Raw genomic sequence first — 24,250 nt, 5'->3', positions numbered from 1 at the left:
TCAGCGGATTGAGCTCATGTGACCAGTTTGGTTCCTCCACCCACCCAAGAAAGAGGTGAAAAATCCCCATACGAGTACCTATTTCCACGTAGGTAGGTACCCGAATCCCCAGCTCATCCCCACCATGGCATCCCCGGAGACGCCCCGCGACACCGCCACGACGCGGGCAGGCGCTCATGTCCGCGCCGAGATCACCACCCGGCGGTTCTTGGCCCGGCCTGCCGGATTGTCCGAGCCGCCCGCCGTCGTGTTCGGCGCGGCGGGTTTCGACTCCCCGAAGCCCCGCGCCACGAGCCGCGCTTCCGGCAGCCCTCCTTCGGCGGCCAGCCAGTCCGCGACCGCCCGGGCCCGCCGCTCCGACAGCGGCTGGTTGTGCGCGACGTCTCCCTTGGCGTCTGTGTGCCCGTCGACGTGAATGGTCACCCCGTCGCCGGCCTCCTCCGCCAGCCGCCGCGCGACCTTTTCCAGCTCGGCGGCCGCGGACGGTTTGATGTCGGCGCTGTCGAAGTCGAACAGCACGTCGGCTTCGAGGGCGAACGCGATCGAGTCCTTCCCCTCGAACACCTGGCTCCTGCCGACCTCGTACCCCTTCAGCTCCGCTCCCGGGATCTCCGCCCCCGGCACCTCGACCCCGGGCGCCTCCACGGCGGGCACCTCGACCGCGGGGACGCACTCCCGCCGCGCGTTGCAGCCCTCCGGCCGGATGATCGAACGACGGATCACGAACGGGCGGATGACGAAAGGCCGGATGACGAAGGGGCGGATCACGAACGGCACCACGCCGCCGTCCTTGGGCTCGGCCTGGCACACCTCGGGGGTCGACACGCCCTGCGCGCTCTGTGCCGGGGCCGAGACGCCCTCCGCGCGCACCGGGTCGAGCTTGATCCCGCCCGCGTCCACGCCGGGAATCTCGACCGGCGGGATCCGTACGGCGGGGATCGACACCGGCGGGATGGACGCGGCCCCCAGGCAGCCGCCGGGCGCCGGGGCCACCTCGGTGCACTGGGCGGGAATGCGGACGGCGGGGATGTCCACGCCCGGGATGGTGACGGCGGGGACGACCTCTCCCCCGACCTTCGCCTCAGGTACGACCACCGGGTCGGCGTGCACCGCCGGCACCTCCACGGCCGGGATCAGCTCGCCGTTCGGGCAGCTCGACGGTTCTGGGCCCGTGGGGGACGGCGTGGCCGGAGCGCCCGGCGGCGTCGTGGCGGCCGAGGCGGTGCTCCGCGACGCCGACGCCGGCGGCTGGCGCTCCTCCCCGCTGCCGCCGGTGTGGGAGAGGCTGCAGGACGCCAGCGCGAGCGCGACCACCGGGAGGAGGAGCCGGCTGCTCGTACGGATCAACCGATCGGTCATGGCCCCCGACGGTACGGGATGCACCTTCAGGATGTGCATAGCGTCGCGCGTCCCCGGCGGGCTTGACCCTCACCCGGCGTCACCCGGCAAGGTGGGACCATGAGCTTCTCCGTAGGGCAGGTCGCCCGGCTCGCCGGCATCACCGTGCGCACCCTGCACCACTACGACGAGGTCGGCCTGCTCGCCCCCGGCGAGCGCACCCGCGCCGGCTACCGCCGCTACACCGACGCCGACCTGGTCCGCCTGCAGCAGATCCTGCTCTACCGCGAGCTCGGCTTCGGCCTCGACGAGATCGCCGTCATCCTCGACGCGCCCCACGCCGACGAGCTCACCCATCTGCGCCGCCAGCACGAGCTCCTCACCCGTAAGGTCGAACGCCTGCGCGAGGTCATCGCCGCCGTCGAACGCTCCATGCAGGCCCACACCCTGGACCTCGCCCTCACGCCCGAGGAGCGCTTCGAGGTGTTCGGCGACTTCCGGCCCGAGGACCACGAACCGGAAGTCGTACGCCGCTGGGGCGACACCGAGGCGTACGCGGAAAGCCGCCGCCGCGTGGCCTCCTACACCAAGGCCGACTGGCTGGAGCTCAGGGCCGAGGCGGCCGCCATCACCGGCGACCTCGTCGCCGCCTTCAAGGCCGGTCTGCCCGCCGACGGCGAACACGCCATGGACCTCGCCGAACGCCACCGCGGTCACATCAGCCGCTGGTTCTACACCTGCACGACCGAGCTCCACCGGTGTCTGGGTGAGCTGTACGTCGACGACCCTCGCTTCCGCGCCACCTTCGAGGATGTGGTTCCCGGCCTGGCGGGCTATTTCCGCCAGGCCGTCCACGCCAACGCCCGCCGCGCCTGACCGCGTACATGCACTTGCGGGTATATAGCTGGGCGGGTATATTCGCCGCCATGCGCTTCGACGTGCTGGCCGACCCCGCACGACGCCAGATCCTCGACCTGCTCCTGCAACGCCCTCACCTCGTCGGCGAACTCACCCACCACCTCGGCCTCACCCAGCCCGGCACCAGCAAACACCTGCGGGCCCTGCGTGAGGCCGGCCTCGTCGCCGTCCGCAAGGACGCCCAACGCCGCTGGTACGAACTCCGCCCCCAGCCCCTCGCCGAGATCGACGCCTGGCTCACCCCCTACCGCAGGCTCTGGAACCACTCCCTGGACCTGCTCGAAGACCACCTCGACACCATGGACGACTCATGAACGAGACCCTCACCCTGCACCCCGACGGCCGCACCACCCTGCGCCTGCAGCGCCGCCTCCCCCACCCGCCCGGCAAGGTCTGGCGCGCCATCACCCGGCCCGAGCACATGGCCGCCTGGTTCCCCGCCGAGGTCACCATCGACGGCGACCGCATCGCCTACGGTTTCGGCCCCGACGGCCGCATCACCGAGAACGACCCGCCCCACGTCTTCGCCCACACCTGGGGCGAGGACGAGCTGCGCTGGGAGCTCCACCCCGACGGCGACGCCACGCTGCTCACCTTCACCCACACCTTCACCGACCACCACGGCGCCGCCAGCTTCGCCGCCGGATGGCACACCTGCCTCATGGCCATGCTCGCCCACCTCGACGAGCGCCCCGTCAGCCCGCCCGGCGACAGCGCTCCCCTGCACGAGCACTACGTCGCCATCCTCGGCCTGACCTGCGCCACCACCGACGGCGACACCGTACGCGTCGAACGCCAGCTCACCCGGCCCGCCGACCACCTGTGGCGGCGGCTCGACGGCGACCAGGCCACGCCGGGCGGCCCGCCCCCGGCCCCGTTCACCCCGCCCGCCCTCGCCGAAGGCGCGGTCACGCGCGTCGAGAGCGGCAAGCTCCTCGAATACGACGCCCCCGGCGGCCACGTGCGGTGGGAGCTGGCGGCGGGCACCGGCCACGGCGCCCGCCTCATCATCACCCACACCGGCGACCCGTCCGCGCGCGACGCCTGGCGCGTGCACGTCGAGAAGCTCGCCGCGGCCCTGATCGACTGACGGGGGCACTGACGGGGGCACTGAGAGGGGCGCCCGCTTGCGATGGTCACGTGCCGAGGTGCAGGGCCGCGGCCGCCGCGGCCCGCGCCCTGCCCGGCGCCACCAGCAGGTCCGTCGAATCCGACAGCTGATCCACGCACCCGACCACCGGCAATCCCTTGATCACCGGGTCCGTCACCGACGCCATCAGCGCATCGGCGAACCGGTCCCCGTCGATCACCTGGAACGGCCGGTCGTAGAACCCGCGCACCTCCTCATCCAGCCATCCGGCCAGCCGCGTGCGGTTCTGCAGCGCCGCCACCCGCGCGTACGCCGCCGCCAGCGCCGCCTCGCGCTCACGCCATGACCGGGCCGCCAGCGCCGCCCCCAGCGACTCCCCCAGCTCGGTCGAGCCCGGCATCCGCGCCAGCGCGCTGCCGAGCCACTTGGCGTACGGCGGGTAGCGCCGCCGCAGCAGCAGCGCCAGCCGCATCACCTCCCGCGCCAGCCGCGCTCCCACCACGGCCGACCCCAGTTCGTCGCCCACCTCGCCGCACCGGCCAGGAAACGGCTCCTCCTGCGCGATCCGCCGCCACTGGCAGGCCAGGACGTAGCGCCACACATCATCGGGATACCAGCTCAGCGCCGCCCTGGCCGTCTCCAGCCCGCCCAGCTCCCCCAGCCCGTCGTGGAAGACCTCGCCGCACGTCACCTCCGCCAGGCTCTGCCACGGCGCCGACAGCCAGTCCAGCAGCGACACCCCCTGCCTCGGGTCGAATCCCAGCCGCCCGGCCAGCCACTCCCCCGGCTCCGTCACCGTCACCCCGGAGCGCACCTGCCCGTGATAGGCGAACACCGTCGGGAACCCGCCGAACCGGTCCGGCAGGCCCGCCTCCACCGCCGCCCGCACCTCGGCCACCTGCTCGCCCGGCACGAACAGCAGCACCCTCGGCCCCCAGTCGTGGTCGGTGGAGCGGGCGGTGTCGAACTCCAGCACCTCCGAGCCCGGCCCGATCAGCGCGGCGCTGTGCGTGACCCCGGGGATCAGCGGCGCCACCACGTCGCGATAGAAGGCCCGCGACAGCTCAATACCAGGTACAAAATCGGACATCACGCCGTCCACTGTGCACCAGCGCCGCCGTAACCTCACCCCAATTTTCCGCACCCCAGTTCGTGCCGCCGCCCTCAGCACGGCGTGCCGGCGGCTCACGGGCCGGGGCCCGTCTCGGCCGGCAGCGGCGAGACGCCCAGCGCGGACAGAAAGGCCGCGGCCGCGGGAGAGGGCTGGTGCCGGCTCCAGATGAGGTGCTCCGCGCGGGCAGGAGCGTCGCTGAGCCGGACGACGGGCAGGTCGGGGAGCTGGGACACGAAGGCCGCCGGCAGCATCCCGATCCCCAGGCCCTGCCGGATCAGGCGAGCCATGAAGTCGGGGGTCGACACTTCGAAGGCGACCTCGCGCGCCACCCCGGCCGCCGCGAAGGCCTCGTCCGACTGGATCCGGCCTGCGGTGCCCGCGGGGAAGTCGACGAACGGCTCGTCGGCCAGCCTGCGCAGCCTCACCCGCTCCTCGCCGGCCAGCGGGTGGCCGGGCGCGACCACGGCGACGAGGTCGCCGCGTGCCAGCTCGCGGCCGCGGACGTTCTTGGGCCGGACGCCCGGGGGAAGCCCCAGGAAAGCGACGTCCAGCGTGCCCTGGCGCACCCGTTCGACGAACTCCTCGCTGGCGCCGGAACGGAGGCTGATCCGCACCTCCGGGTGGCGCAGGTGGAATCGCCGCAGCGTGACCGGCAGGTCGACCGCCGTGACGGTGGGGATGGCGCCGATGGCGAGCCGGCCGCGGATCTCGCCCGCGGCGGCTGCCACCTCGGCCCTGGCCCGCTCGGCGGCGTCGAGAGCCTGGCGGGCGGCGGGGAGGAACGCCTCGCCCGCCGGGGTCAGCCGGACGCGGCGGCTGGTGCGGTCGAACAGCTTGGCGCCCAGCTCGCGCTCCAGCCGCGCGATCTGATGGCTCAGCGCTGACTGCACGACCAGGCACTGCTCGGCGGCGCGGGTGAAGTTGCTCGTCTCGGCGACGGCGACGACGTAGCGCATCTGCTGAAGCTCCATCCATCCATCGTGAAGCACGATGGATCTAATGACAAACATGCATTGGACTCATGGATAGGTCGTCCTCGACGCTGGGACGCATGACGACGACACCTCACCGTTCCGGCGGCCTGTCGCCCGGGTTGCTCCTGCTCATGTCGGTGGCGACCGGGCTGGCTGTCGCGGGCAACTACTTCGCGCAGCCGCTGCTCGACCTGATCGGCCAGGAGCTGGGCGTCGGGCCCTCGCTGGCGGCGCTGACGGTGACGGCCGCGCAGGCCGGGTACGCGCTGGGGCTGATCCTGCTGGTGCCCCTCGGCGACCTCATGGAGCGGCGGCGGCTCGCCGTGGCGCTCTACGCGGCGACCGCGGTGTTCCTGCTGGTGTCGGCCACCGCGGCCGATGGCACGGTGCTCCTGGTGAGCACGGCCCTGACCGGGCTGGCCTCGGTCGGAGCGCAGGTCGTGGTGCCGTTCGCGGCGACGCTGGCGGCCCCGGCCGAGCGGGGCCGGGTGGTCGGCACCGTGATGACCGGGTTGATGCTCGGCCTGCTGCTGGCGCGCACCGCCTCAGGAACGCTGTCGGAGCTGGGCGGCTGGCGGACGGTCTACTGGGTGAACGCGGTCCTGATGGCGCTGACGGCCGTGTTGCTGCGGATCTTCCTGCCCCGACTCGGCGACCACGGCGGGCGCCTGACCTACCCGGAACTGCTGCGCTCGACGGTGGCGATGTTCCGGTACGAGCCGCTGCTGCGCTGGCGGGCGGGCATCGGCGCCCTGAGCCTGGCGTCCTTCAGCGTGCTGTGGACGGCGCTGACGTTCCTGCTGGCGGGGTCGCCGTACGAGTGGACGGAGTCCGCCATCGGCCTGTTCGGTCTTGTCGGCGTCGCCGGTGCGCTGACCGCCACGGTGGCCGGGCGGCTGGCCGACCGCGGACTCGTCCAGATCGTGACCGGCGCGGGGACGGTTCTGCTGGCGGTGTCCTGGCTGGCGATCGCCGCCGGGGCGCGCTCCGTGATATGGCTGCTCGCCGGCGTGATCGTGCTGGATCTGGCGCACCAGGCGGTGCTCAACAGCAGCCAGAACGTCGTCTACGCGCTCCGGCCGGAGGCCCGCAACCGGATCAACTCCGCGTTCATGACCTCCTTCTTCGTCGGCGGCGCGATGGGCTCCGCGCTGACCTCGGTGGCCTGGGTGCACGGCGGCTGGACCGGCGTGTGCGTCCTGGGCGCCGCCCTCTCGACCGGGACCCTCGTGCTGTGGGCCCTGGAAGGCATCACCACCAGCCGCGCTGCCGGGCGAGCCCTGCGGCCCGCGGCTCACCCGGCGCCGGCCGGCTCTACCGAAGGAGAATGAACGTGTCACGCACCGTGTTGATCACCGGGACGACGGGAACCGTGTCCACCGCACTGATGAACGCGCTGGAAGGAGCCGACGCCGGCCTTCGTACCCTCGTCCGCGACGGGTCCAGGGCCCACGGCCTGCGGGAGCGGGGAGCCGAGGTCTTCGTCGGCGACCTCGACGACGCCCGGTCGCTGCCGCCCGCCTTCGAGGGCGTCCACGACCTGTGGCTGCTCACCCCGAACGGCCCGCGCGCTCCCGAGAACAGCATGAACGCCGTGTGGGCCGCCCGCCAGGCCGGGGTGGAGCGCATCGTCCGGCTGTCGGTGGTCGGCGCGGCGCACGACGCGCCCAACCGCAGCGGCAGGTTGCACGCGCTGTCGGACCGGGAGATCGAACGGTGCGGCATGCGCTGGACCATCCTGCGCCCGCACTGGTTCATGCAGAACCTGCTGAACGAGGCGGGCTCCATCTCCTCCACCGGCACGTTCTCGCTGAACATGGCCGCGGCCCGGCTCGGCATGATCGACGTACGCGACATCGCCGAGTGCGCCGCCCGCGTGCTCCTCGACGGCCCCGACCGCCACCACGGCCAGACCTACACCCTCACCGGCCCGCGCTCGCTGACGTTCGACGAGGTGGCGGACGCGTTGAGCCGCGCTCTGGGCAGGCCCATCGCCTACCTGCCGGTCAGCGACGACGCCAGGCGCAAGACGCTGCTCGGCTACGGCGTTCCGCGGTGGATCGTCGACATGCTGGAGGAGTACGCGCAGGCGTATGCCTCCGGCTGGCAAGACGGCGCCACCGACGCGGTGGCCACCGTTCTCGGCCGCCCTCCCCGCGACATCGCCGACTTCGTCCGCGACCACGCCGCAGCGTTCACCCAGACCTGATCCTGCTGTACGGCCCCGGAGGCCCGGCCGTCAATCGAACCGCCCGGTACCATCTGGGTATGCCGGTTCCCAAAGGCTCGACGCTCGACCCGGAGCGCACGCGCGCCACCATCCTCCACGCGGCAACCGCGGTGCTGTACGAGCGCGGGCTCGACGGCATCGGCGTCGCCGAGCTGTGCGCCCGCATCGGCGTGTCCAAGGAGACGCTGTACCGGCACTTCGGCACCAAGGACGGGCTGGTAGAGGCCGTGCTCAAGGCGCGCAGCGAGCGGGTGACGCACTGGCTGGCCAGCGCGGCCGAGGCTGCCGGGGACGATCCCCGGGACCAGCTCGCCGCACTGTTCGACGCCCTGCAGCAGTGGTACGACGACCCGGTCTTCCGCGGCTGCGCGATGCTGAACGCGGCCGCCCAGCACCATGTCGAGGCCGTTCGCGCCATCACCAGGCGCCATCTCGACCGCTACCTGGAGCTCTTGACCGGCATCGCCGACCGCGCCGGAGCAGCCCAACCACATCTGCTGGGACGGCAGCTGCTCATGCTGGTCGAGGGCGCCACCGTCGTCGCCGCGCATCAGGACGGGACCGGCGCGGGTGAGCACGCCCGCCAAGCCGCGCTCACCCTGCTGTCCGCCGCCGCCCGGACCGGCCCTTGCGGCTCACCTCGATGACTCCTCCGCCTTCCTGAAAGGAGCGTCGGGCTTGCATCCGGTACCCAGGTACAGGCTTACCGTCGAGGTATGACACAGAACGTCCACCGTGACCTGGGATGGGCTCCCTCCGCGTGCACCCTGCCCACCGCCGAGCAGCCGTTGCGGGTGGCCGAGTTCGACGCCTTGCTCGCCGGCGCGGTCCGGGCAGTCGCGCGGCCGGAGCGGACGCGGCTGCGGCTGGAGCTCGCCTTCAACCCGGACGACGCCGCCCGGGCCGCCGAACTGGCCACGCGGGAGAACGGCTGCTGCTCCTTCTTCACCTTCACCCTGACCATCGCCGACGGCAGCCTGGCACTGGAGGTGACGGTCCCGGACGAGCACGCCAAGGTGCTGGACGCGCTGACCGAGCGCGCCGGTGCGACGGCGCCGGCGTGAACGCGACCGGGAGAGGAGCTGGTGATGGAGCGCATCACACGTGAGGAGCTGCTGGAGAACGGGGGCGCGCAACCGGTGGAGGCGCCCATCGGCGCCTATCTGCGCAGCGGGCAGGTCGCCGAGCAGGCCGGGGTCAACCTGCAGACGCTCCGCTACTACGAACGGCGCGGGCTGATCACCGAACCGCCCCGCAGCCCCGGCGGGCACCGTACCTACCCGCCCGAGACCGTCACCCTGCTCACGGTGATCAAAGCCGCGCAGCGGCTCGGCTTCACCCTGGAGGAGGTCGGCGAGCTTCTCGACACCGGCCGGCGCGGCCACCCCACCCCCGACCTGCGCGAGCGCGCCCAAGCCAAGATCGCCGAAGTCGAGGCGAAGATCGCCGGCCTGACCACCATCCGGACCGCGCTGGAGCAGGTGGTCAGCGCGGGCTGCGACAGCCTGACCCACTGCGCCTGCCCCGACTGTCCCCTGCCGTTCGCCGACCTGGCCGACGGCAGCCGCGCCCCTGACGTCCCCGAGGAAAGCTGACGACGTGAACACCCACCACCGCTCAGGACACCTGACACGAGCGGCAGGACCATCAAGGCCACAATCCCGGCAGGCACACCAGCACGGCCCTCAGCCCACCGCCCGGCAGGCCGCCACCCGCCGCCTGCGGTAGCCGAGCCGCTCGTACACCCGGATGGCCGCCGGATTGTCGTCGTCCACCATGAGCGCCGCCCGCCCGTAGACCGCCACCAGCTCCCGCGACACCCACCGGCACACCCGGCCGGCCAGCCCCGTGCCGCGATGACGGGCCCGCGTCGCCACCCCCGCCAGCAAGCCCACCGTGGGCGCCGACCAGGCATCGGCCGCCACAGCAGCCAGTTCCCCTCCGGTCCGCACGCCCGCCCAGCGCCGCACCCCCGCCAGGCCGGGCACCGCGTACGACGAGGGCGCCTCGGCCGCCAGCAGCGACCCGACCTGCGCCATGTCGTCGTCCTCCAGCCACCCGACCCCGCCGTCATCGCCGACCGTGCCGACCGTGCCATCCGCACCCGCCGTACCCGCAAGGTCCGTCTCCAGGCTCATCCACGAGAACCGCCCGGCCACCTCCAGCCCGTCCAGCCTGGCCGTCACCTCCCGCATCAGCGCCGCCTCGCCCAGCGGCCGGTACGACGGGCCCAGCTCCGCCAGCGCATGGCGTACCAGCTCGGCGGCGTGCACGGCGCCACCCCGCACCGCGAGCCGATCCCGCCGCGACACCTGCGGGCAGGCCGCCACCACCGCCTCGCCCAACGCCCACGCCCGCGCGCCGTCGCGCAACCCCTGCGCCGCCCACACCACCAGATCGTCGTCCCCGCAGGCCGCCCGCACCTCGGCCGCGGAGCGGAGCTCGCGGATCACAGAATGGCGCCGGGCCGGTACGCGGCCGCCTCCGGATGCTCCGCGACGACCTCGTCCACCTGCCGCACGACCGCCGTCACCTGGTCGCCGGCCGCCCCCGTGAACGACACCCGGTCGGCCAGCAGCTCCTCCAGCGCCGGGCGGCCGAGCGGGAACCGTTCGTCTCCGGCCAGCCGGTCGAGCAGGTCGTTGGCGGCTCCCCGCGAGCGCATCGCCAGCGCGGCCGCCACGGCATGCTCCTTGATCAGCTCGTGCGCCTGCTCACGCCCCACCCCGGCGCGCACCGCCGCCATCAACATCTTCGTCGTCGCCAGGAACGGCAGGTAACGGTCGAGCTCGGACGCGATCACCGCGGGGAACGCGCCGAACTCGTCCAGCACCGTCAGCATCGTCTCCATCAGCCCGTCGAAGGCGAAGAACGCGTCCGGCAGCGCCACCCGGCGCACCACCGAACAGGACACGTCGCCCTCGTTCCACTGGTCACCCGCCAGCTCCCCCACCATGGACGCGTAACCGCGCAGCACCACCGCCAGGCCGTTCACCCGCTCGCAGGAACGGGTGTTCATCTTGTGCGGCATCGCCGACGAGCCGACCTGCCCCTCCTTGAACCCCTCGGTGACCAGCTCGTGCCCGGCCATCAGCCGGATCGTCCTGGCCAGCGAGGACGGCGACGCCGCCAGCTGCACCAACCCGGTGACCACCTCGTAATCGAGCGAGCGCGGATAGACCTGCCCCACACTGGTGAACCGGTGCGCGAACCCCAGATGGGCGGCGACCCGCTCCTCCAGCCCGGCCAGCTTCCCGCGGTCGCCGCCCAGCAGGTCGAGCATGTCCTGGGCCGTGCCCACCGGACCCTTGACCCCGCGCAGCGGATAGCGGCCGATCAGCTCCTCCAGCCGCCGGTAGGCCACCAGCAGCTCGTCGGCCGCCGTCGCGAAACGCTTGCCCACAGTAGTAGCCTGCGCGGCCACGTTGTGCGAACGGCCGGCGACCACCGTGGCCTGATGCTCCACAGCCAGACGGGCCAGCCGGGCCAGCAGCGCCACCGTCCGGTCGCGCACCAGCAGAAGGCTGTCACGCACCTGCAACTGCTCGACGTTCTCCGTCAGGTCCCGCGACGTCATGCCCTTGTGCACCTGCTCGTGCCCGGCCAGCGCGTTGAACTCCTCGATGCGCGCCTTGACGTCGTGCCGGGTCACCCGCTCGCGCGCCGCGATCGAACCCAGATCGACCTGCTCGACCACCTTGTCATAATCGGCGATGGCCTCCTCGGGCACCGCAACGCCCAGCTCGGCCTGGGCGCGCAGCACCGCCAGCCACAACCGCCGCTCAGCGACGATCTTGTATTCGGCGGACCACAGGCGAGCCAGCTCGGGCGAGGCATAACGAGCGGCCAGGACATCGGGGATACGCGGCTTGGCAGTCACGTTCGACAAGTGTATTCACACGCCGGCCCCCGCCGGGCGCGCAGGGGCCCGCGCGCCCGGCACGAACACCCCGACGGTGTCCGGCCACCCGGCATCACACGCGCTTGCCGGTCAGCTCGGCCAGCCGCCGCTCCACGGTCGTCAGCCGATCAGCCAGCGAACGGCTGTGCAGCAGCTCGGCGACCCAGTCGCCCTCGTCGTCGTCCAGCTCCACCACATGCGACGCCGTATCGGCATCGGCCCGGTCGTAGACCATCAGGGCGCGCCGCCCGTCGTCGAAGACCATAACGCCGATGTGATCTCCTCGCCTCGTGTCGTAGTGGTGGACGATGCCGCTGCCGGGGACGGTCGTGTGAGTGATGTCCACTGAACGGGTTCTCCTTTCGTGACGGCCGCTCGGCCGGGATCGGTGTCGATGTCGCCGCGCTCCCCGTACCAATGGGCCAGCCGGCCCCGCCGCGCGACCGCGCGCAGGCGCCGCTCGACCTGCACACGGGCGGCGCTGGTGGTGACGATGAGCACGTCGTCGCCCTCCCGCAACAACGTGACGGGCTCGGGGACGATGGTGTCGCCGTCGCGAATGATCAGTACGACGTTCGAAGGCGCGGGCAGGCGCAGTTCGAAGATCTCCACCCCGTGCAGGCGGGAACCGGGCGGAATCGTCAGCGTGAGCAGATCGGCGCCCAGCACGTCCAGCGGCGCGGCCTCGATGCTCACCTCCCTGGCCTGGCCGGGCTGAGTGATGCCCAGCACCCTGGCCACCACCGGCAGCACAGGCCCCTGGACCAGGACGAACAGCGCCACCAGCACGAACACGATGTTCAGCAGCTGCTGACTGCCGGGCACGGCCGCGACGATGGGAAAGGTCGCCAGCACGATCGGCACCGCACCCCGCAACCCCGCCCAGGAGATGAACGCCTGCTCCCGCCAGCCCGAACGGAACGGAAGCAGGCAGGCGACCACCGACACGGGCCTGGCCACCAGCAACAGCACCAGGCCGACGACGACGGCCGGCAACACCGCGCCACCCAGCTCGCTCGGGTCGACCAGCAGACCGAGCATGACGAACAAGCCGATCTGGGCCAGCCACCCCACACCCTCCGCGAAGGAACGCGTGGCGGCGCGATGCGGCAGGACCGCGTTGCCCAGCACGATGCCCGCCAGATACGCGGCCATGAAACCGGACGCGCCCGCACCCCCCGCCGCGGCGAAAGCGATCACACCGAGCCCCAGAGTCGCCAGCGGGTACAGCCCCGTGGCGGGCAACGCCACATACCGCAGCGCCGCCGTCCCCACCCAGCCGATCAGCAACCCGATCAACGCCCCCGCCACCAGCTGGTACGCGATCTGCCCCGCCACGGCCACCGGACCCGGCAGGTCGACGGCGGCGGTGCTGAACACCAGCACCAGGATCACGGTGGGAGCGTCGTTGAACCCGGACTCGGCCTCCACCAAACCCGCAGCCCTGCGCGGCAGCGGCAGCGACCGCAACACCGAGAACACCGCGGCCGCGTCCGTGGACGACACGATCGCGCCCAGCAACAACGCCAGCTGCCAGTTCATCCCCAACAGGAAATGAGCGCCCGCCGCCGTGACCACGACGCTCACCGCCACCCCCGCCGTGGCCAGCAACGCCGACGGCAACACCAGCCGCCGCAGATCGCTCCACCGCGTGCTCAGCCCACCCTCGATGAGAATGATCGCCAGAGCCGAGGTGCCGAGCGTCTGCGCCAGCCCGGCATCATCGAAATCGATCCCGAGGACGTCCTCACCGAGCAGCACGCCGAGCGCGAGAAACAGCAGCAGGCCAGGCAGACCCAGCCTGCTCGCCGTACGCGCCGCGGCGATACCCGCCAGCAGGACGACCCCGCCGGCGAGCAGCGCCGCGTACAACTGCTGCAGGCTCATCGCGGCACCTCGAAGGCTCGGTCAGTCCATCCCCTACCCACCCGGACGTGTCTCCCGCAGCCGGTCCGCCCACGCGATGAACTCACCCCGCAGCGGCACCTGGACATCGTCGACGTCCACGAGCGTGACACGCACACCCCACCGGGACGTCGCCTCGCTGATCCGCTCCGCCACCTCCACGCCGCTCCGGCTGATCATCGTCGGCAGGTCCGCCAGATCGGCCTCGGCGATCCGGCGGCGCAACTCCCTCTCGGCGACGACCGTCGCAGCCGCCAGCGGCCCGTCCATCGCCGTCGCGAACCGGACCGGATCGCTCACCTCCGCCACGGCACCGGCCCTGACGCGCACCGCCACACCATCGCGGGTCACCGCCTCGGCGCAGAACAGGTCCAGGCACACCAGCCGCAACGACACCCGCACCGCGCGCTCCACCCCGGGCCACACCACCACCAGCCCAGGCCCGCGCACGCCCACGACCCGCCCCAGCCGGTGCACCACCAACCGCTCGTCCGCGTCGACGACGCGCACCGTCCACATGACGGCCACCACGACGGGCAACAAGCCCAGCAACGCCCACCCCACCGGCTCCATCACGGCGAACTCCCTGACGATGGGGAGGGTGTGACCTGCGAGCATGCCTGTCTCCCGGTCGTCGTCCGCCCGGCCGGCACGCAGGTCATCCCGTACGACCAGGTCCGGGACCGGGCTCCCGTCCACCCAGTCTCGCCCGCCCGCCAGGGCGGCGCCATCGGGCGCAGCACCCATTCCCGAGGGGAGCCACCCTGTAGACGCCGGCGTGCCCGGCCGGATGCCACACCCGGCCGGGCACCTCAACCCCGGCGACCTCCCGCCGCCGGGACCCCCTCAGGCCGGATGACCGGCCAGATCCTGCGCCCCCGCGCCGCCGGCATCCTCCCGCACCCGGGGACCCACCGGCCCCCGCCCCTGCTCGCCGCCCTTGCGCGTCACCACGACGTACAACGTCGGCACCAGAACCAGCGTCAGCAACGTCGAGGAGATCAGACCACCGATCACCACGATCGCCAGCGGCTGCGAGATGAACCCACCCGAACCCGTCACCCCCAGCGCCATCGGCGTCAGCGCGCAGATCGTGGCCACCGCCGTCATCAGAATGGGCCGCAACCTGCGCCGGCCACCCTCGATCACCGCCTCCACCACACCCATGCCCTGATCCCGGTACTGGTTGATCAGGTCGATCAGCACGATCGCATTGGTCACCACGATGCCGATCAACATCAACATGCCGATCAGCGCCGGCACCCCCAGCGCCGTGTCCGTGGCCACCAGCAACCCCACCGCGCCCGTCGCCGCGAACGGGATCGACACGAGCAGGATCAACGGCTGGACGAAACTGCGGAACGTCGCCACCATGATCAGGAAAACGATCGCGATCGCCGCCAGCATCGCCAGCCCCAGATCAGCGAACGCATCGGCCTGATCGGCCGACACACCACCGATCTCGTACGACACCCCCGCGGCCAGCGACAACCCGTCCAGCTTCGTCGTCAACGCCTGCGTCACACTGCCCAGATCCGCCGCGTCCGCCTTGGCCGACACCGTCGCCGACCGCTCACCGTCGATCCTGCTCACCTGCGTCGGCCCGGCCACCTCCCGCACATCCGCCACCGACGACAGCTTCACCATCCCGGCAGGCGTCGGCAGCTTCAAACCCTCGATCGCCTCGACGTCCTCCGGCGCGTCAGCCCCCCGCAGCACCAGATCGCTCGCCCGCCCGTCCAGCATGATCTGCCCCAGCGGCGCGCCACGGAACGCCTGCGCCACCGCCTGACCCACCTGCGCCTCCGACAGACCCCGCTCGGCGGCCTCCGCACGGTCCACCACGACCTCGACCCGCGGCGCACTCAACTCCAGGTCCGACGACACGTCCTTCAACCCGGAAACCTCGCCCATCGCCGCCGCCACCGTGTCGGTCGCCGCACGCAACGCCTCAGCCTCGGAAGCCTGCACGATCACATCGATCGTGTCGGAAGCGAACCCGGCCGCCTGCGCCCCCACCGTGACCTCGCCGACCCCCGACAGGCCCGCCACCTCATCACGCAGCGCCTGCTCGACCCTCACGGTGTCGGCACCCTCCTCAAGGGTCACCGAGTACGAGGCCCGATCCGCGCCACCGCCGACCGCCCCGCCCGACATCGCGTTCCCGCCGCCCACGTTCACCTGGTACGTCTCCACGCCGTCCAGGCCCGCCAGCACCTCCTCGACCTTCTGCGCCGCCTCATCGGTGGTCTTCAGATCGGTGCCCACCGGCATCCGCTGCGACAGCGAGATCGTGTTCTGCCCCGAGGCGTCCAGGAAGTTCGTCTGCAGCCCGCCCGCCAGCCCCATCGTGCCGACGAACACCGCCACCCCGATCAGCACCGTCACCAGCTTGAACCGGGTCGCGAACCGCAGCACAGGAAGGTAGGACCGCTGCAACGGCGAGCGCAACTCCTTCGCCTCGGCCTCCTCACGCTGCTTACGCGCCTGCTCCGGCGTCAGCGCGGGCGCCTTCAAGAACCAGTACGCCAGCACCGGCACCACCGTCAGCGACACCACCAGCGAAGCCAGCAACGCCACCGCCACCGTGATCGCGAATGGGCTGAACAACTCGCCCACCATCCCGCCCACGATCGCGATCGGCGCGAACACCGCCACCGTGGTCAGCGTCGAAGCCGTCACCGCCCCCGACACCTCGCGCACCGCCGTCAAGATCGCCTGAAGCTTCGCCTCGCCGTAACCCAGATGCCGCTTGATGTTCTCCAGCACCACGATCGAATCGTCCACCACGCGGCCCACCGCGATCGTCAACGCCCCCAGCGTCAGCATGTTCAGCGAATAGTCGCCCGCCCACAACGCCAGCAACGCGATCACCACCGACAGCGGGATCGACACCGCCGTCACCACGGTCGACCGCACCGACAACAGGAACACCAGGATCACCAGGACCGCGAACACCAGACCCAGCAGGCCCTCAGTGGTCAGGCTCTCGATCGACTCCTCCACGTACGGCGCCTGGTCGAACACCACCGACACCGCCGTGTCCGACGAGTCACCCAGCGCCCTGGTCAGCTCAGGCAACTTCTCCCGGACATCGTGCGAGATCGTCACCGCGTTGCCGTCGGGTGTCATCGTCACCGCCACGCCCAGGCTCGACCTGCCGTCCGTACGGGTGAGCGTCGTCGCCTCCGCCAGCCCACGCTTGATCTCGGCGACATCACCCAGCTTCACCGGCTTGAGCGGCTTCGGCCTGGCCGGCTGCTGCGCGACCGCCCCCTGACCCGGCCGGCCCTGGGCCTGCCCTTGCTGCGGGCTCTGCTGCTGCCCCTGCTGCTGCCCCTGCTGCTGCCCCTGCTGCTGAGACTGCTGAGACTGCTGCGGCCGAGCCTGCTGAGGAGCCGCCGCCGGCGGCGCAGGCGTCAGATACAGGCTCTCCAGCTCCGACACCGAGTCGACCCGCGAACCCACCTGGACCGTCAGCGCCTTGCCGTCATCGATCAGCGTCCCCGCCGGGATCGGCGTGCCGTTCGCCTTCAGCACCTCGGGAATCTGCGCCGCCGACACCCCCGCCAGCGCCATCTTCCTGGCATCCGGCTCGATCGTCACGACCTCCTCGCGGGTGCCCGTGACCGACACCTCGCGCACGCCCTCAACGCCCTGCAACTCCGGCACCAGGATCCGGCGCAGCTTGTCGGCCATCGACCGCTCGTCGCCGCCGTCACCCACCGCCAGCACCAGCACCGGGATGTCATCGGTGTTGCCCGCCACCACCTGAGGCTCGACGCCCTCCGGCAACGTCACCCGGTTGATGGCCTGCTGCATCTTGTTCACCGACGACTCGACGTCGGTGCCGTACTCGAAGGCCACCTGGATCTGCGCCAGGCCCTCCTTCGAAGTCGAGGTCATCTGCTCCATCCCGGCGAGCCCCTGGAAGGAGTCCTCGATCGGCTTGGTGACCTGATCCTCGACGATCTCCGGCGAGGCGCCGGCGAACGGCGCCACCACGAACGCGCCGGGGAACGACAAGGACGGCAGCAACTGCTGTTTCAACTGAGGGATGGCGAACACGCCGAACGCGCTGAGCACCACCGCGATCAGGATCACAAGGCTGCGGTTGACCAGGCTCAACCGGGCGAAAGCGGTCATGGGGTTCCCTCCAAGAGTTCGCCACAGACTAACACTTCGCCTGACACGAATATTTAGACAAGCCGAGCCTTCCTGATAGCCTTCTCAGGAAGGCGAGAGGTGAGTGTGAGCAGCGAACGCGAAGACCTGATCCACCGGATCTCCGAAACCCAGCGTGGCCTCGGGCGACTGTTCGCCCAGCACCACTCCCCCCTGTTCACCTCCAACCTCACCATGCGGCAGCTCAAGGTCGTCATGCTCCTGGCGATCAACGGCTCCTCCTCCGGCCAGGAGCTCGCCCACGCGCTCGGCGTCGGCCTCGGCACCGTCACCGGCATCGTCGACCGCCTCGTCGCCCAGGGCCTGGCCGACCGGCACGAAGACCCCCAGGACCGGCGCGTACGCCGCGTCCAGCTCACCCCCGAGGGCACCGCCCTCATCGAAGAGATCAACAACGCCGGCCACGAACACTACCGCCGCATTATGGACCACCTCGACCTGGAGACGCTGCGCGCCCTCGACCACGTCACCCGCACCATCCGAGACGTCGCCGCAGACCTCATCCCCGGCAACGACACCTGCCGGCGGTGACGACCGTGGGCATCGTTGCAGGGCTTGTGGGATAGATGATGATCGTTCTAATCCGAGCCGACGCCTTTACAAAGTAGATTTCTGGGCCAGCCGGGACAACACGTCCGGCAGATCACCCTCGTGCACCACCGTCAGCCGCCGCGTCGCCCGCGTCACCGCGACGTACAGGTCCTGCCCGCCCATCGGCGACTGGTCCAGGATGCCCTGCGGATCCACCACCACGACCGCGTCGAACTCCAGCCCCTTGGCCTGCCCCACGGTCAGCGCCACGACCGGCGCCTCCAGATCCCCCTCCGGAAACAACCGCGCCACCTCGGCGTGCCGTGCGTCCGGCGTCACCACGCCCACCCGGCCCGCGCCGATCTCGGCGCCGACCTCCGGGCCGGTTTCCGGGCCGGTTTCCGGGCCGGCCTCCGGGCCGGCCTCCGGGTTCGGCTCGGCGCCGACCTCCGCCAGCTCCGCTGCCACCAGCGGCGGCAGATCCGCGAGCCGGTCCGCCGCCGCGAGGCGCACCGCCCGCGGCTCCGCCCCGCCCGACCGCACCGACTCGGGCGGCTCCTGCTCCGGCGCGAACGCCCGCAGCACGTCAGCCGCCACCCGCATGATCTCCACCGGGGTGCGGTAGTTCACCAGCAGCCGCTCCACCCGCCAGCGGCCCTCCAGATGGGGGTCGAGCACCTCACCCCACGAACGCGCCCCCGCCGCCGACCCCGTCTGCGCCAGATCGCCCACCACGGTCAGCGACTTCGCCGGCACCCGCCGCATGACCATCCGCCAAGCCATCGGCGACAGCTCCTGCGCCTCGTCCACGATCACATGCCCGTAGGCCCACGAACGGTCGGCCGCCGCCCGGTCGGCCGTGGTCAGGCCCGAGCCATCGTCGGCGTGCCGCTCGGCCAGCACGTCGGCCCGCTCGAAGATGCCCTGCTCGGCCACGCCCGTCGACTCCAGCACCTCCCGGGCGTAGCGCTCCTGCTCGGCCCACTCCTGGCCGGCCTCCCTGGCCGCCACCCTCGCGGCCGAGTCGTCCTCGCCCAGCAACTCGGCCGCCTCGTCAAGCAGCGGCACGTCACCCGGCGTCCAGGCGGAGCCGGGCGGGCGTACCAGCTCCTGCCAGGCCAGGCCCGCCGGAGCCACCGACCCCAACGTCTCCGCCGACGACAGCAGATCGTCGATCAGCCGCTGCGGCGTCAGCTCGGGCCACAGGCCGTCCACCGCGCGCCGGATCTCCGGCTCGCCCCACAACCGCCGCGAGGCCAGCTCCAGGTCGATCTCGTCGAGATCGGCCTCCAGATCGAGCGGCCCGACCAGCTCCGGGTCGTCCACCTCCAGTTCCTCGATGTGCAGCGACTCCTCCAACGCCCGGGCCTCCGCCCTGGCCAGCTCCTTCAGCAGCTCGCTCACGTACAGCTTGCGTGCCATGTTGTGCGGCAGCCGCACCGCCCGCGCCCGCTCCCGCAACCGCGCGCACACCTCGTACGGCACCCGCAACCGCAGCCCGTCCAGCTCCACGACCAGCTCGCCGTCCGGCACCGCCTGGCGCAGCTCCAGCGCCCTGGCCACCACCTCGGCCATCCGCGGATCGCCCTTGGCCACCGCAGCGGCCGGGGAGTCGGCCGCGCGCGCCCGCACCCCCGGGAACATCTCCCCCACCGTGGCCATCACCACCTGGGTCTCCCCCAGCGCCGGCAGCACCTGGCTGATGTAGCGCAGGAACATCGGGTTGGGGCCCACCACCAGCACCCCTCGCCGCTCCAGCGTGTCGCGGTGGGTGTAGAGCAGGTACGCCGCCCGGTGTAGCGCCGCCACCGTCTTGCCGGTGCCGGGACCGCCCTGCACCACCAGCGCCCCCTGCAGCGAGGAACGGATCACCCGGTCCTGCTCGGTCTGGATAGTGGCCACCACGTCGCCCATCCGGCCCGTCCGCCCACGGCGCAGCGCCGCCAGCAGCGCCGCCTCTCCGACCAGCGAGCGCCGGTCGCCGTCGCTCATGCCGTCCAGGTCGAACACTTCGTCGTCGATGCCGACCACCGTGCGGTCCTTCAGGTGCAGGTGGCGGCGGCGCACCAGCCCGCCGGGATCGGTGGCCGTGGCCACGTAGAACGGCCGCGCCGCCGGCGCCCGCCAGTCGATCAGCACCGACTCGTGCTCCTCGTCACGCAGGCCGATCCTGCCGATGTACGTGCTCCGCCCGGAGCCGTCGTCGATGCGGCCGAAGCACAGGCCCCGCTCGACCGCGTTCAGCTGAGCCAGCCTCCGTGCCTGCTCCGAGGCCATCGCCTCGCGTTCGACCATCGCCTGGCGGGTGCCCGTCGCCCTGCCGTACGCCGCGCGCAGCGCCTCCTCCGCCCGCTGCCGGGCGGCGTCGAGCCGGCCGTACAGCCACGACACGGCACGCTGTTCGCTGTCAAGGGCTTGCGCGAAACCATCTTGACGATTAGCCATTCGGTGGTACACTCGGGAGGGTTGTGAACGCTCATGCTAGGTAAAGGCAGCATTCGAGCTTAACCCTCCGTCCCCTCGCGCGCAAACCCCTCGCGACCCGTCTCCCCGCCGCCGCGTATTGTCGTGAGTGAGGAGGCGACAATGGCTGAGACGACCACGATTCACGTGCGCCGCGTCTACGACGAGCCCACCGGCGATGACGGCACCCGGGTGCTGGTCGACCGGGTCTGGCCGCGCGGAATGGCCAAAGACCGGGCCCACCTCGACGAATGGTGCAAACAAGTCGCGCCCTCGGCGGAGCTGCGCACCTGGTACGCACACGACCCCGAGCGCTTCGAGGAGTTCGCCCGCCGCTACCGCAGCGAGCTCGAAGACCCCGAACGCGCCCAGGCCCTCGCCCACCTGCGCGAACTCGCCGCCAACCGGCCACTCACCCTGCTCACCTCGACCAGACGACCCGAGATCAGCCAGGCGGCCGTGCTCGCGGACGTGCTCAGCACGTAGGCCCGGCGGCGGGCGGGCCCCGCCACCCTTGCCCGAGACCCCGCGCGCACGGGCATGACGGCATGCCACCCGGACTGCGCGCGAGCACGCAGGCCACGGGCGGGTCGAGCACGAACGTCTCGACCCGCAAAGAGACGAAACCGCCCTCGGTGAGCAGCTCCCGCAGCTCGCGGGCGGCCCGGACCGTGGTGTCCCGGGTGGCACCAGGGCAGCGAGGCTGGCCGACGAGCGCACTACGTCCCGCGGGCCGGAGCAGACGGCGCGGCTCGCGGAGCCGCTCCACCGGGTCGGGCCACATCCCCACGGAGTTGACGGCCAGAACGGCATCGAGCGGATCGCCGAAGCCCGGCAACCGCTCCACCGACGCGTGCGCGAGGTGCACGCGGCGGGCGCGGACGGCCGCGGCGTTGCGACGGGCGGCCTGCCCGCACCATGACCCGCGAGCGGTCGATGCCGAAGACGTGGCCCCGGGTGGCGCGCGCGGCGAGCCCGGCGATGGCGACCCCCGGACCGAAGCCGATCTCCAGCACCCGGTCGGTGGAGCGCGTCATATCGCGGCGAGAACTTCGGCCCGGACACCAGGAAGGGCCGCTATCTCCTTCCCGACCATCAGCCCTCATTGCGTGTGTGGAGGGTCGCCATGTGGAGTCCGGTCGCGTCCCACCATGCGATCACGAGGTGGCCGGCGTGGTCGCGGGTGAGCGTGGGACGGGCGAACACGTCGCCGGCGGCGATGGGACGGGTCGTGCAGCTGGTGCCGAGACACGAGATCAGCACAATGCTGGTCCCTTGCCGTCCGGCGACGAGGACTCGGCCGGATCGATCAAGGGAGACCGCGGGGGCCGGTCGGGTGCCCGGCGCGGTGGGATGGAGGCGGGCGATGGGGAGTCGCGCCGAGTCGGTTCGCGCGCAGTCCGGGGATTGACAGCTCACGAGCGTGGGAGGGCCGTTTCTGCCTTCGTACAGCACCACGGGGCGCCCGTCGGGCCGTGTGATCACCTCGACCCCCTGGGCCCCCTCCCGGGAGACCTGATTGATCACGATGGGTTTCCGGCATTCGGTCAAGTCGCACGAATGGATGCTGAGCGTGCCTTTGTGCCGATGTGCCACCGCCGCGATGATTCGCCCGTTGGCTGACGCGGCGACGTCGACGATCGGCTCCACGTCGACGTCCTGCGTGGTGGCCTTGGTCGTGTCCGTGCATCGCGGATCCCGGCAGGTCACCAGGGTCAACCCGTCCGTGTGGCCGGGCCGATTCTTCTGATAGGCGATCACCGCCCGCCCATCGGAGCCCACGTCGGTGGCCAGGACCGGGAACGTCCGGCCGGGAACCTCCAGATCATCGCCGGGAACGCAACGGGCTCGCTGATCGCAAAGCCACGATGTGAGGTTCGGTTCTTGGATCCGCGCCACGAAGTAGCCGTCGCCGGGCCCGACGGAGACGGCGCCGAACACCTCGCCTCCCGGGCTTTCCAAGGTGGCCCAGCGATGCTCGCGGCAGCGGCGATCATCGCAGATCAGCTGTGTTTCGCCCGATACCAGCGAGGGACGGCCATCCCGGCCAACGGCGAAGGCGTCGATGCCGTCGCGGTCGTAGTCCATCCAGGTCAGCCGGGTGTGGTTGACCCCCGAGCGTGGGTCGATGGTGTGCTCCCAATGGTCGCCGGTGGTGATCACCTGCCAGGAAAGCGGGTTGAACACCGCCATCCCGGCCAGCAGCAGCCCTGGAAGCAGGAGTCCGCCGAGGGCGATGGGCGGTCGCGGTCGCCACGCCTGTCCGGGGCCGGGCAGTCCATCGCGGAGGGCGGGCAACTCTCCCTCCGGCACCGCCTTGAGGAACAGTACGGCGAGCACCGCCCCTTGAACCGGGACGGTCAGCAGGAGGAGCGGAAGGCCGATGGCCGTGGCCGGCACGACAACGGCCGCCCGGTCGCTCATCCAGTACGCGCCCACGACCGCCAGCACCGGAAGGATCACGCCGGCGACCAGCGTTGCCGAGATCGCCAGGCGCTTGCCGGAGGCCACGCTGAGGGCCCTGGCCAGGGCACCGACCAGCCCTTGTCGTTCCAGCACCACAGCGGGTATCGTCAGCGCGCCCTGCATCGCGACCAGACCCAGAAGGAGCACCACGAACACCCGGCCCGGGCCTGGCCTGGTCACGAGGGAGGACGAGATGAGCACAGCCGCGCCGGCCACGACACCGAGGATGACGAACCCGAGCAACGCGGGCCAGCGGGCCAGGCACGCCCGCAACGCTCCCGCCGGCGAGACCGGCCGGTCGAGGAGGCGACCGGCTGCAATGAGCGTGGTGGCGGAGACGACCAGCACGATCGCGAACGCACCCACCGCCAGGCCCACGGCGGCTGAGAAGACAAGCGCCGGTCCCGGCTGCCCGGTGTATCCCGGCCGGCCGTTGACGAGCGCCACCTGTTCACCGACGACCAGCGGCAACGCTGATCCGATCAGGAGGACCAGCGGGGCCAGGGTCGACACCACGACTGTGACCATCGCGATCCATGACCGTCGTACCAGGGTCATCGTCCCGCGGAGAGTTCCTGTGCGCCGGATGTCAGCACGCCACGGCCCATCGCCCATATCAGTCATTTGCCGACCATATGGTCCGTCGATTTAGAACGGCTTATCGTGCGCGACTATGCCCCTTCAGGAGGGCGGCACGTCGTGACGGGCAGGGGCATCGGCGCTCCCGAGCGGCGGGCGGTCGGCGACGTCGGCGGTTCGATCCGCTCCTCACGCAGATGCTTGCGCAATTCCTCCCGGACCCGCTCAGAACCCGCGGTGGTACTCGCCGGCGGGATCGCGGCGCTCCTCGCCGGAGCTTCGCTCGAAGAAGCCCACGCCAGGTCGCACGCGCCTGACCAGGCCGCCGGCACAAGCGATCTCACCGCCGGCGCTCGGGTTCTGTGACCGCGAGCCGGCCGCTCGATCGTCCCTCAGCCCGCGCACCGCAGGGCATCACCTCTCCAGGGCATCCCGGAAGCCGGGTATCAGCAGACGCGCCCCCGTCGCACGGCAACCGGCCACGCAACCCACGAAGGGCGGGTTTCCTTCGTCGGAGCAGCCCCTGATCACGGTCGTCGACCCGTGCCTCGGTCCC

The 24,250-nt window shown here is 71.6% G+C and carries 22 protein-coding genes; 10 read left to right on the top strand and 12 right to left on the bottom strand.

What is annotated here, in order from left to right; translation table 11 throughout:
* Positions 1-174: 174 nt before the first annotated feature.
* Positions 175-1,359, bottom strand: a complete 1,185-nt coding sequence (locus ABGB14_RS19670) for an OmpA family protein (protein ID WP_347645149.1) — start codon at positions 1,357-1,359, stop codon at positions 175-177.
* A gap of 99 nt (positions 1,360-1,458) precedes the next feature.
* Between ABGB14_RS19670 and ABGB14_RS19665 the strand changes: the two genes are divergently transcribed.
* From ABGB14_RS19665 to ABGB14_RS19655, 3 genes are read left to right on the top strand one after another with little or no spacing between them, the layout of a single operon-like run.
* Positions 1,459-2,214, top strand: a complete 756-nt coding sequence (locus ABGB14_RS19665; RefSeq protein ID WP_347645148.1) for a MerR family transcriptional regulator — start codon at positions 1,459-1,461, stop codon at positions 2,212-2,214.
* A 50-nt stretch (positions 2,215-2,264) separates the two neighbouring features.
* Positions 2,265-2,570 carry a metalloregulator ArsR/SmtB family transcription factor gene (locus ABGB14_RS19660; protein WP_347645146.1) on the top strand — a complete coding sequence of 102 codons (306 nt, stop codon included), beginning with the start codon at positions 2,265-2,267 and terminating at the stop codon, positions 2,568-2,570.
* Positions 2,567-3,346 carry an SRPBCC domain-containing protein gene (locus tag ABGB14_RS19655; protein WP_347645145.1) on the top strand — a complete coding sequence of 260 codons (780 nt, stop codon included), beginning with the start codon at positions 2,567-2,569 and terminating at the stop codon, positions 3,344-3,346. Before ABGB14_RS19660 ends, ABGB14_RS19655 begins: the two co-directional genes overlap by 4 nt.
* Before the next feature lie 46 nt (positions 3,347-3,392).
* Here the strand turns inward: ABGB14_RS19655 and ABGB14_RS19650 are convergent, their stop codons facing one another.
* Positions 3,393-4,436, bottom strand: coding sequence for a DUF4037 domain-containing protein (locus ABGB14_RS19650; RefSeq protein WP_347645144.1), 1,044 nt, complete (start codon positions 4,434-4,436; stop codon positions 3,393-3,395).
* A gap of 95 nt (positions 4,437-4,531) precedes the next feature.
* Positions 4,532-5,431 carry a LysR family transcriptional regulator gene (locus tag ABGB14_RS19645; RefSeq protein WP_347645143.1) on the bottom strand — a complete coding sequence of 300 codons (900 nt, stop codon included), beginning with the start codon at positions 5,429-5,431 and terminating at the stop codon, positions 4,532-4,534.
* A gap of 80 nt (positions 5,432-5,511) precedes the next feature.
* Between ABGB14_RS19645 and ABGB14_RS19640 the strand changes: the two genes are divergently transcribed.
* The 5 genes from ABGB14_RS19640 to ABGB14_RS19620 all read left to right on the top strand — a co-directional run bounded on the left by ABGB14_RS19640 (position 5,512) and on the right by ABGB14_RS19620 (position 9,259).
* Positions 5,512-6,765 carry an MFS transporter gene (locus ABGB14_RS19640; RefSeq protein ID WP_347645142.1) on the top strand — a complete coding sequence of 418 codons (1,254 nt, stop codon included), beginning with the start codon at positions 5,512-5,514 and terminating at the stop codon, positions 6,763-6,765.
* Between the two features lie 2 nt (positions 6,766-6,767).
* Complete coding sequence (locus ABGB14_RS19635; RefSeq protein WP_347645140.1) at positions 6,768-7,643, top strand: SDR family oxidoreductase; 876 nt, start codon at positions 6,768-6,770, stop codon at positions 7,641-7,643.
* Between the two features lie 59 nt (positions 7,644-7,702).
* Positions 7,703-8,311 carry a TetR/AcrR family transcriptional regulator gene (locus ABGB14_RS19630; RefSeq protein WP_347645139.1) on the top strand — a complete coding sequence of 203 codons (609 nt, stop codon included), beginning with the start codon at positions 7,703-7,705 and terminating at the stop codon, positions 8,309-8,311.
* 69 nt (positions 8,312-8,380) lie between these two features.
* Positions 8,381-8,728 carry a hypothetical protein gene (locus ABGB14_RS19625; protein WP_347645138.1) on the top strand — a complete coding sequence of 116 codons (348 nt, stop codon included), beginning with the start codon at positions 8,381-8,383 and terminating at the stop codon, positions 8,726-8,728.
* Positions 8,729-8,752: 24 nt separating this feature from the next.
* Positions 8,753-9,259, top strand: coding sequence for a MerR family transcriptional regulator (locus ABGB14_RS19620; protein ID WP_347645137.1), 507 nt, complete (start codon positions 8,753-8,755; stop codon positions 9,257-9,259).
* Between the two features lie 90 nt (positions 9,260-9,349).
* Here ABGB14_RS19620 and ABGB14_RS19615 read toward each other — a convergent pair whose 3' ends face one another.
* From ABGB14_RS19615 to ABGB14_RS19590, 6 genes are all read right to left on the bottom strand, one after another.
* Positions 9,350-10,117: a GNAT family N-acetyltransferase gene (locus ABGB14_RS19615; RefSeq protein WP_347645136.1), complete on the bottom strand. Its 768-nt coding sequence runs from the start codon at positions 10,115-10,117 to the stop codon at positions 9,350-9,352.
* Positions 10,114-11,544: an adenylosuccinate lyase gene (gene purB / locus ABGB14_RS19610; RefSeq protein WP_347645134.1), complete on the bottom strand. Its 1,431-nt coding sequence runs from the start codon at positions 11,542-11,544 to the stop codon at positions 10,114-10,116. Before purB ends, ABGB14_RS19615 begins: the two co-directional genes overlap by 4 nt.
* Positions 11,545-11,638: 94 nt before the next feature.
* Positions 11,639-11,830, bottom strand: coding sequence for a hypothetical protein (locus ABGB14_RS19605; RefSeq protein WP_347645133.1), 192 nt, complete (start codon positions 11,828-11,830; stop codon positions 11,639-11,641).
* Entirely contained in the window at positions 11,800-13,452 is a 1,653-nt protein-coding gene (locus ABGB14_RS19600) for a potassium/proton antiporter (protein ID WP_347645132.1), read from the bottom strand. The genes ABGB14_RS19605 and ABGB14_RS19600 overlap by 31 nt, the downstream gene beginning before the upstream one ends.
* Positions 13,453-13,485: 33 nt before the next feature.
* Positions 13,486-14,217 (bottom strand): SPFH domain-containing protein, encoded by a 732-nt coding sequence (locus tag ABGB14_RS19595; RefSeq protein ID WP_347645130.1) that lies wholly within the window; start codon positions 14,215-14,217, stop codon positions 13,486-13,488.
* Between the two features lie 99 nt (positions 14,218-14,316).
* Entirely contained in the window at positions 14,317-17,616 is a 3,300-nt protein-coding gene (locus ABGB14_RS19590; RefSeq protein ID WP_347645129.1) for an efflux RND transporter permease subunit, read from the bottom strand.
* Positions 17,617-17,721: 105 nt separating this feature from the next.
* On the opposite strand from ABGB14_RS19590, the gene ABGB14_RS19585 reads away from it, so the two are divergent.
* Positions 17,722-18,186: a MarR family transcriptional regulator gene (locus tag ABGB14_RS19585; RefSeq protein WP_347645128.1), complete on the top strand. Its 465-nt coding sequence runs from the start codon at positions 17,722-17,724 to the stop codon at positions 18,184-18,186.
* Positions 18,187-18,252: 66 nt separating this feature from the next.
* Here ABGB14_RS19585 and ABGB14_RS19580 read toward each other — a convergent pair whose 3' ends face one another.
* Positions 18,253-20,631 (bottom strand): ATP-binding domain-containing protein, encoded by a 2,379-nt coding sequence (locus ABGB14_RS19580; RefSeq protein ID WP_347645126.1) that lies wholly within the window; start codon positions 20,629-20,631, stop codon positions 18,253-18,255.
* Positions 20,632-20,772: 141 nt separating this feature from the next.
* On the opposite strand from ABGB14_RS19580, the gene ABGB14_RS19575 reads away from it, so the two are divergent.
* Positions 20,773-21,135: a DUF488 family protein gene (locus tag ABGB14_RS19575; protein ID WP_347645124.1), complete on the top strand. Its 363-nt coding sequence runs from the start codon at positions 20,773-20,775 to the stop codon at positions 21,133-21,135.
* Here ABGB14_RS19575 and ABGB14_RS19570 read toward each other — a convergent pair.
* The gene (locus ABGB14_RS19570) at positions 21,125-21,517 is read right to left on the bottom strand and encodes a hypothetical protein (protein WP_347645123.1); all 393 of its coding nucleotides are present in this window, start codon (positions 21,515-21,517) and stop codon (positions 21,125-21,127) included. The genes ABGB14_RS19575 and ABGB14_RS19570 overlap by 11 nt on opposite strands.
* Positions 21,518-21,744: 227 nt before the next feature.
* Entirely contained in the window at positions 21,745-23,358 is a 1,614-nt protein-coding gene (locus ABGB14_RS19565) for a hypothetical protein (protein ID WP_347645121.1), read from the bottom strand.
* Positions 23,359-24,250 lie beyond the last annotated feature (892 nt).

This window comes from Nonomuraea sp. B10E15, assembly GCF_039871615.1.
GTDB lineage: Bacteria > Actinomycetota > Actinomycetes > Streptosporangiales > Streptosporangiaceae > Nonomuraea.
The sequence above is the reverse complement of the archived record's forward strand: the minus strand, read 5'-3'. Positions and strand labels throughout refer to the sequence as shown.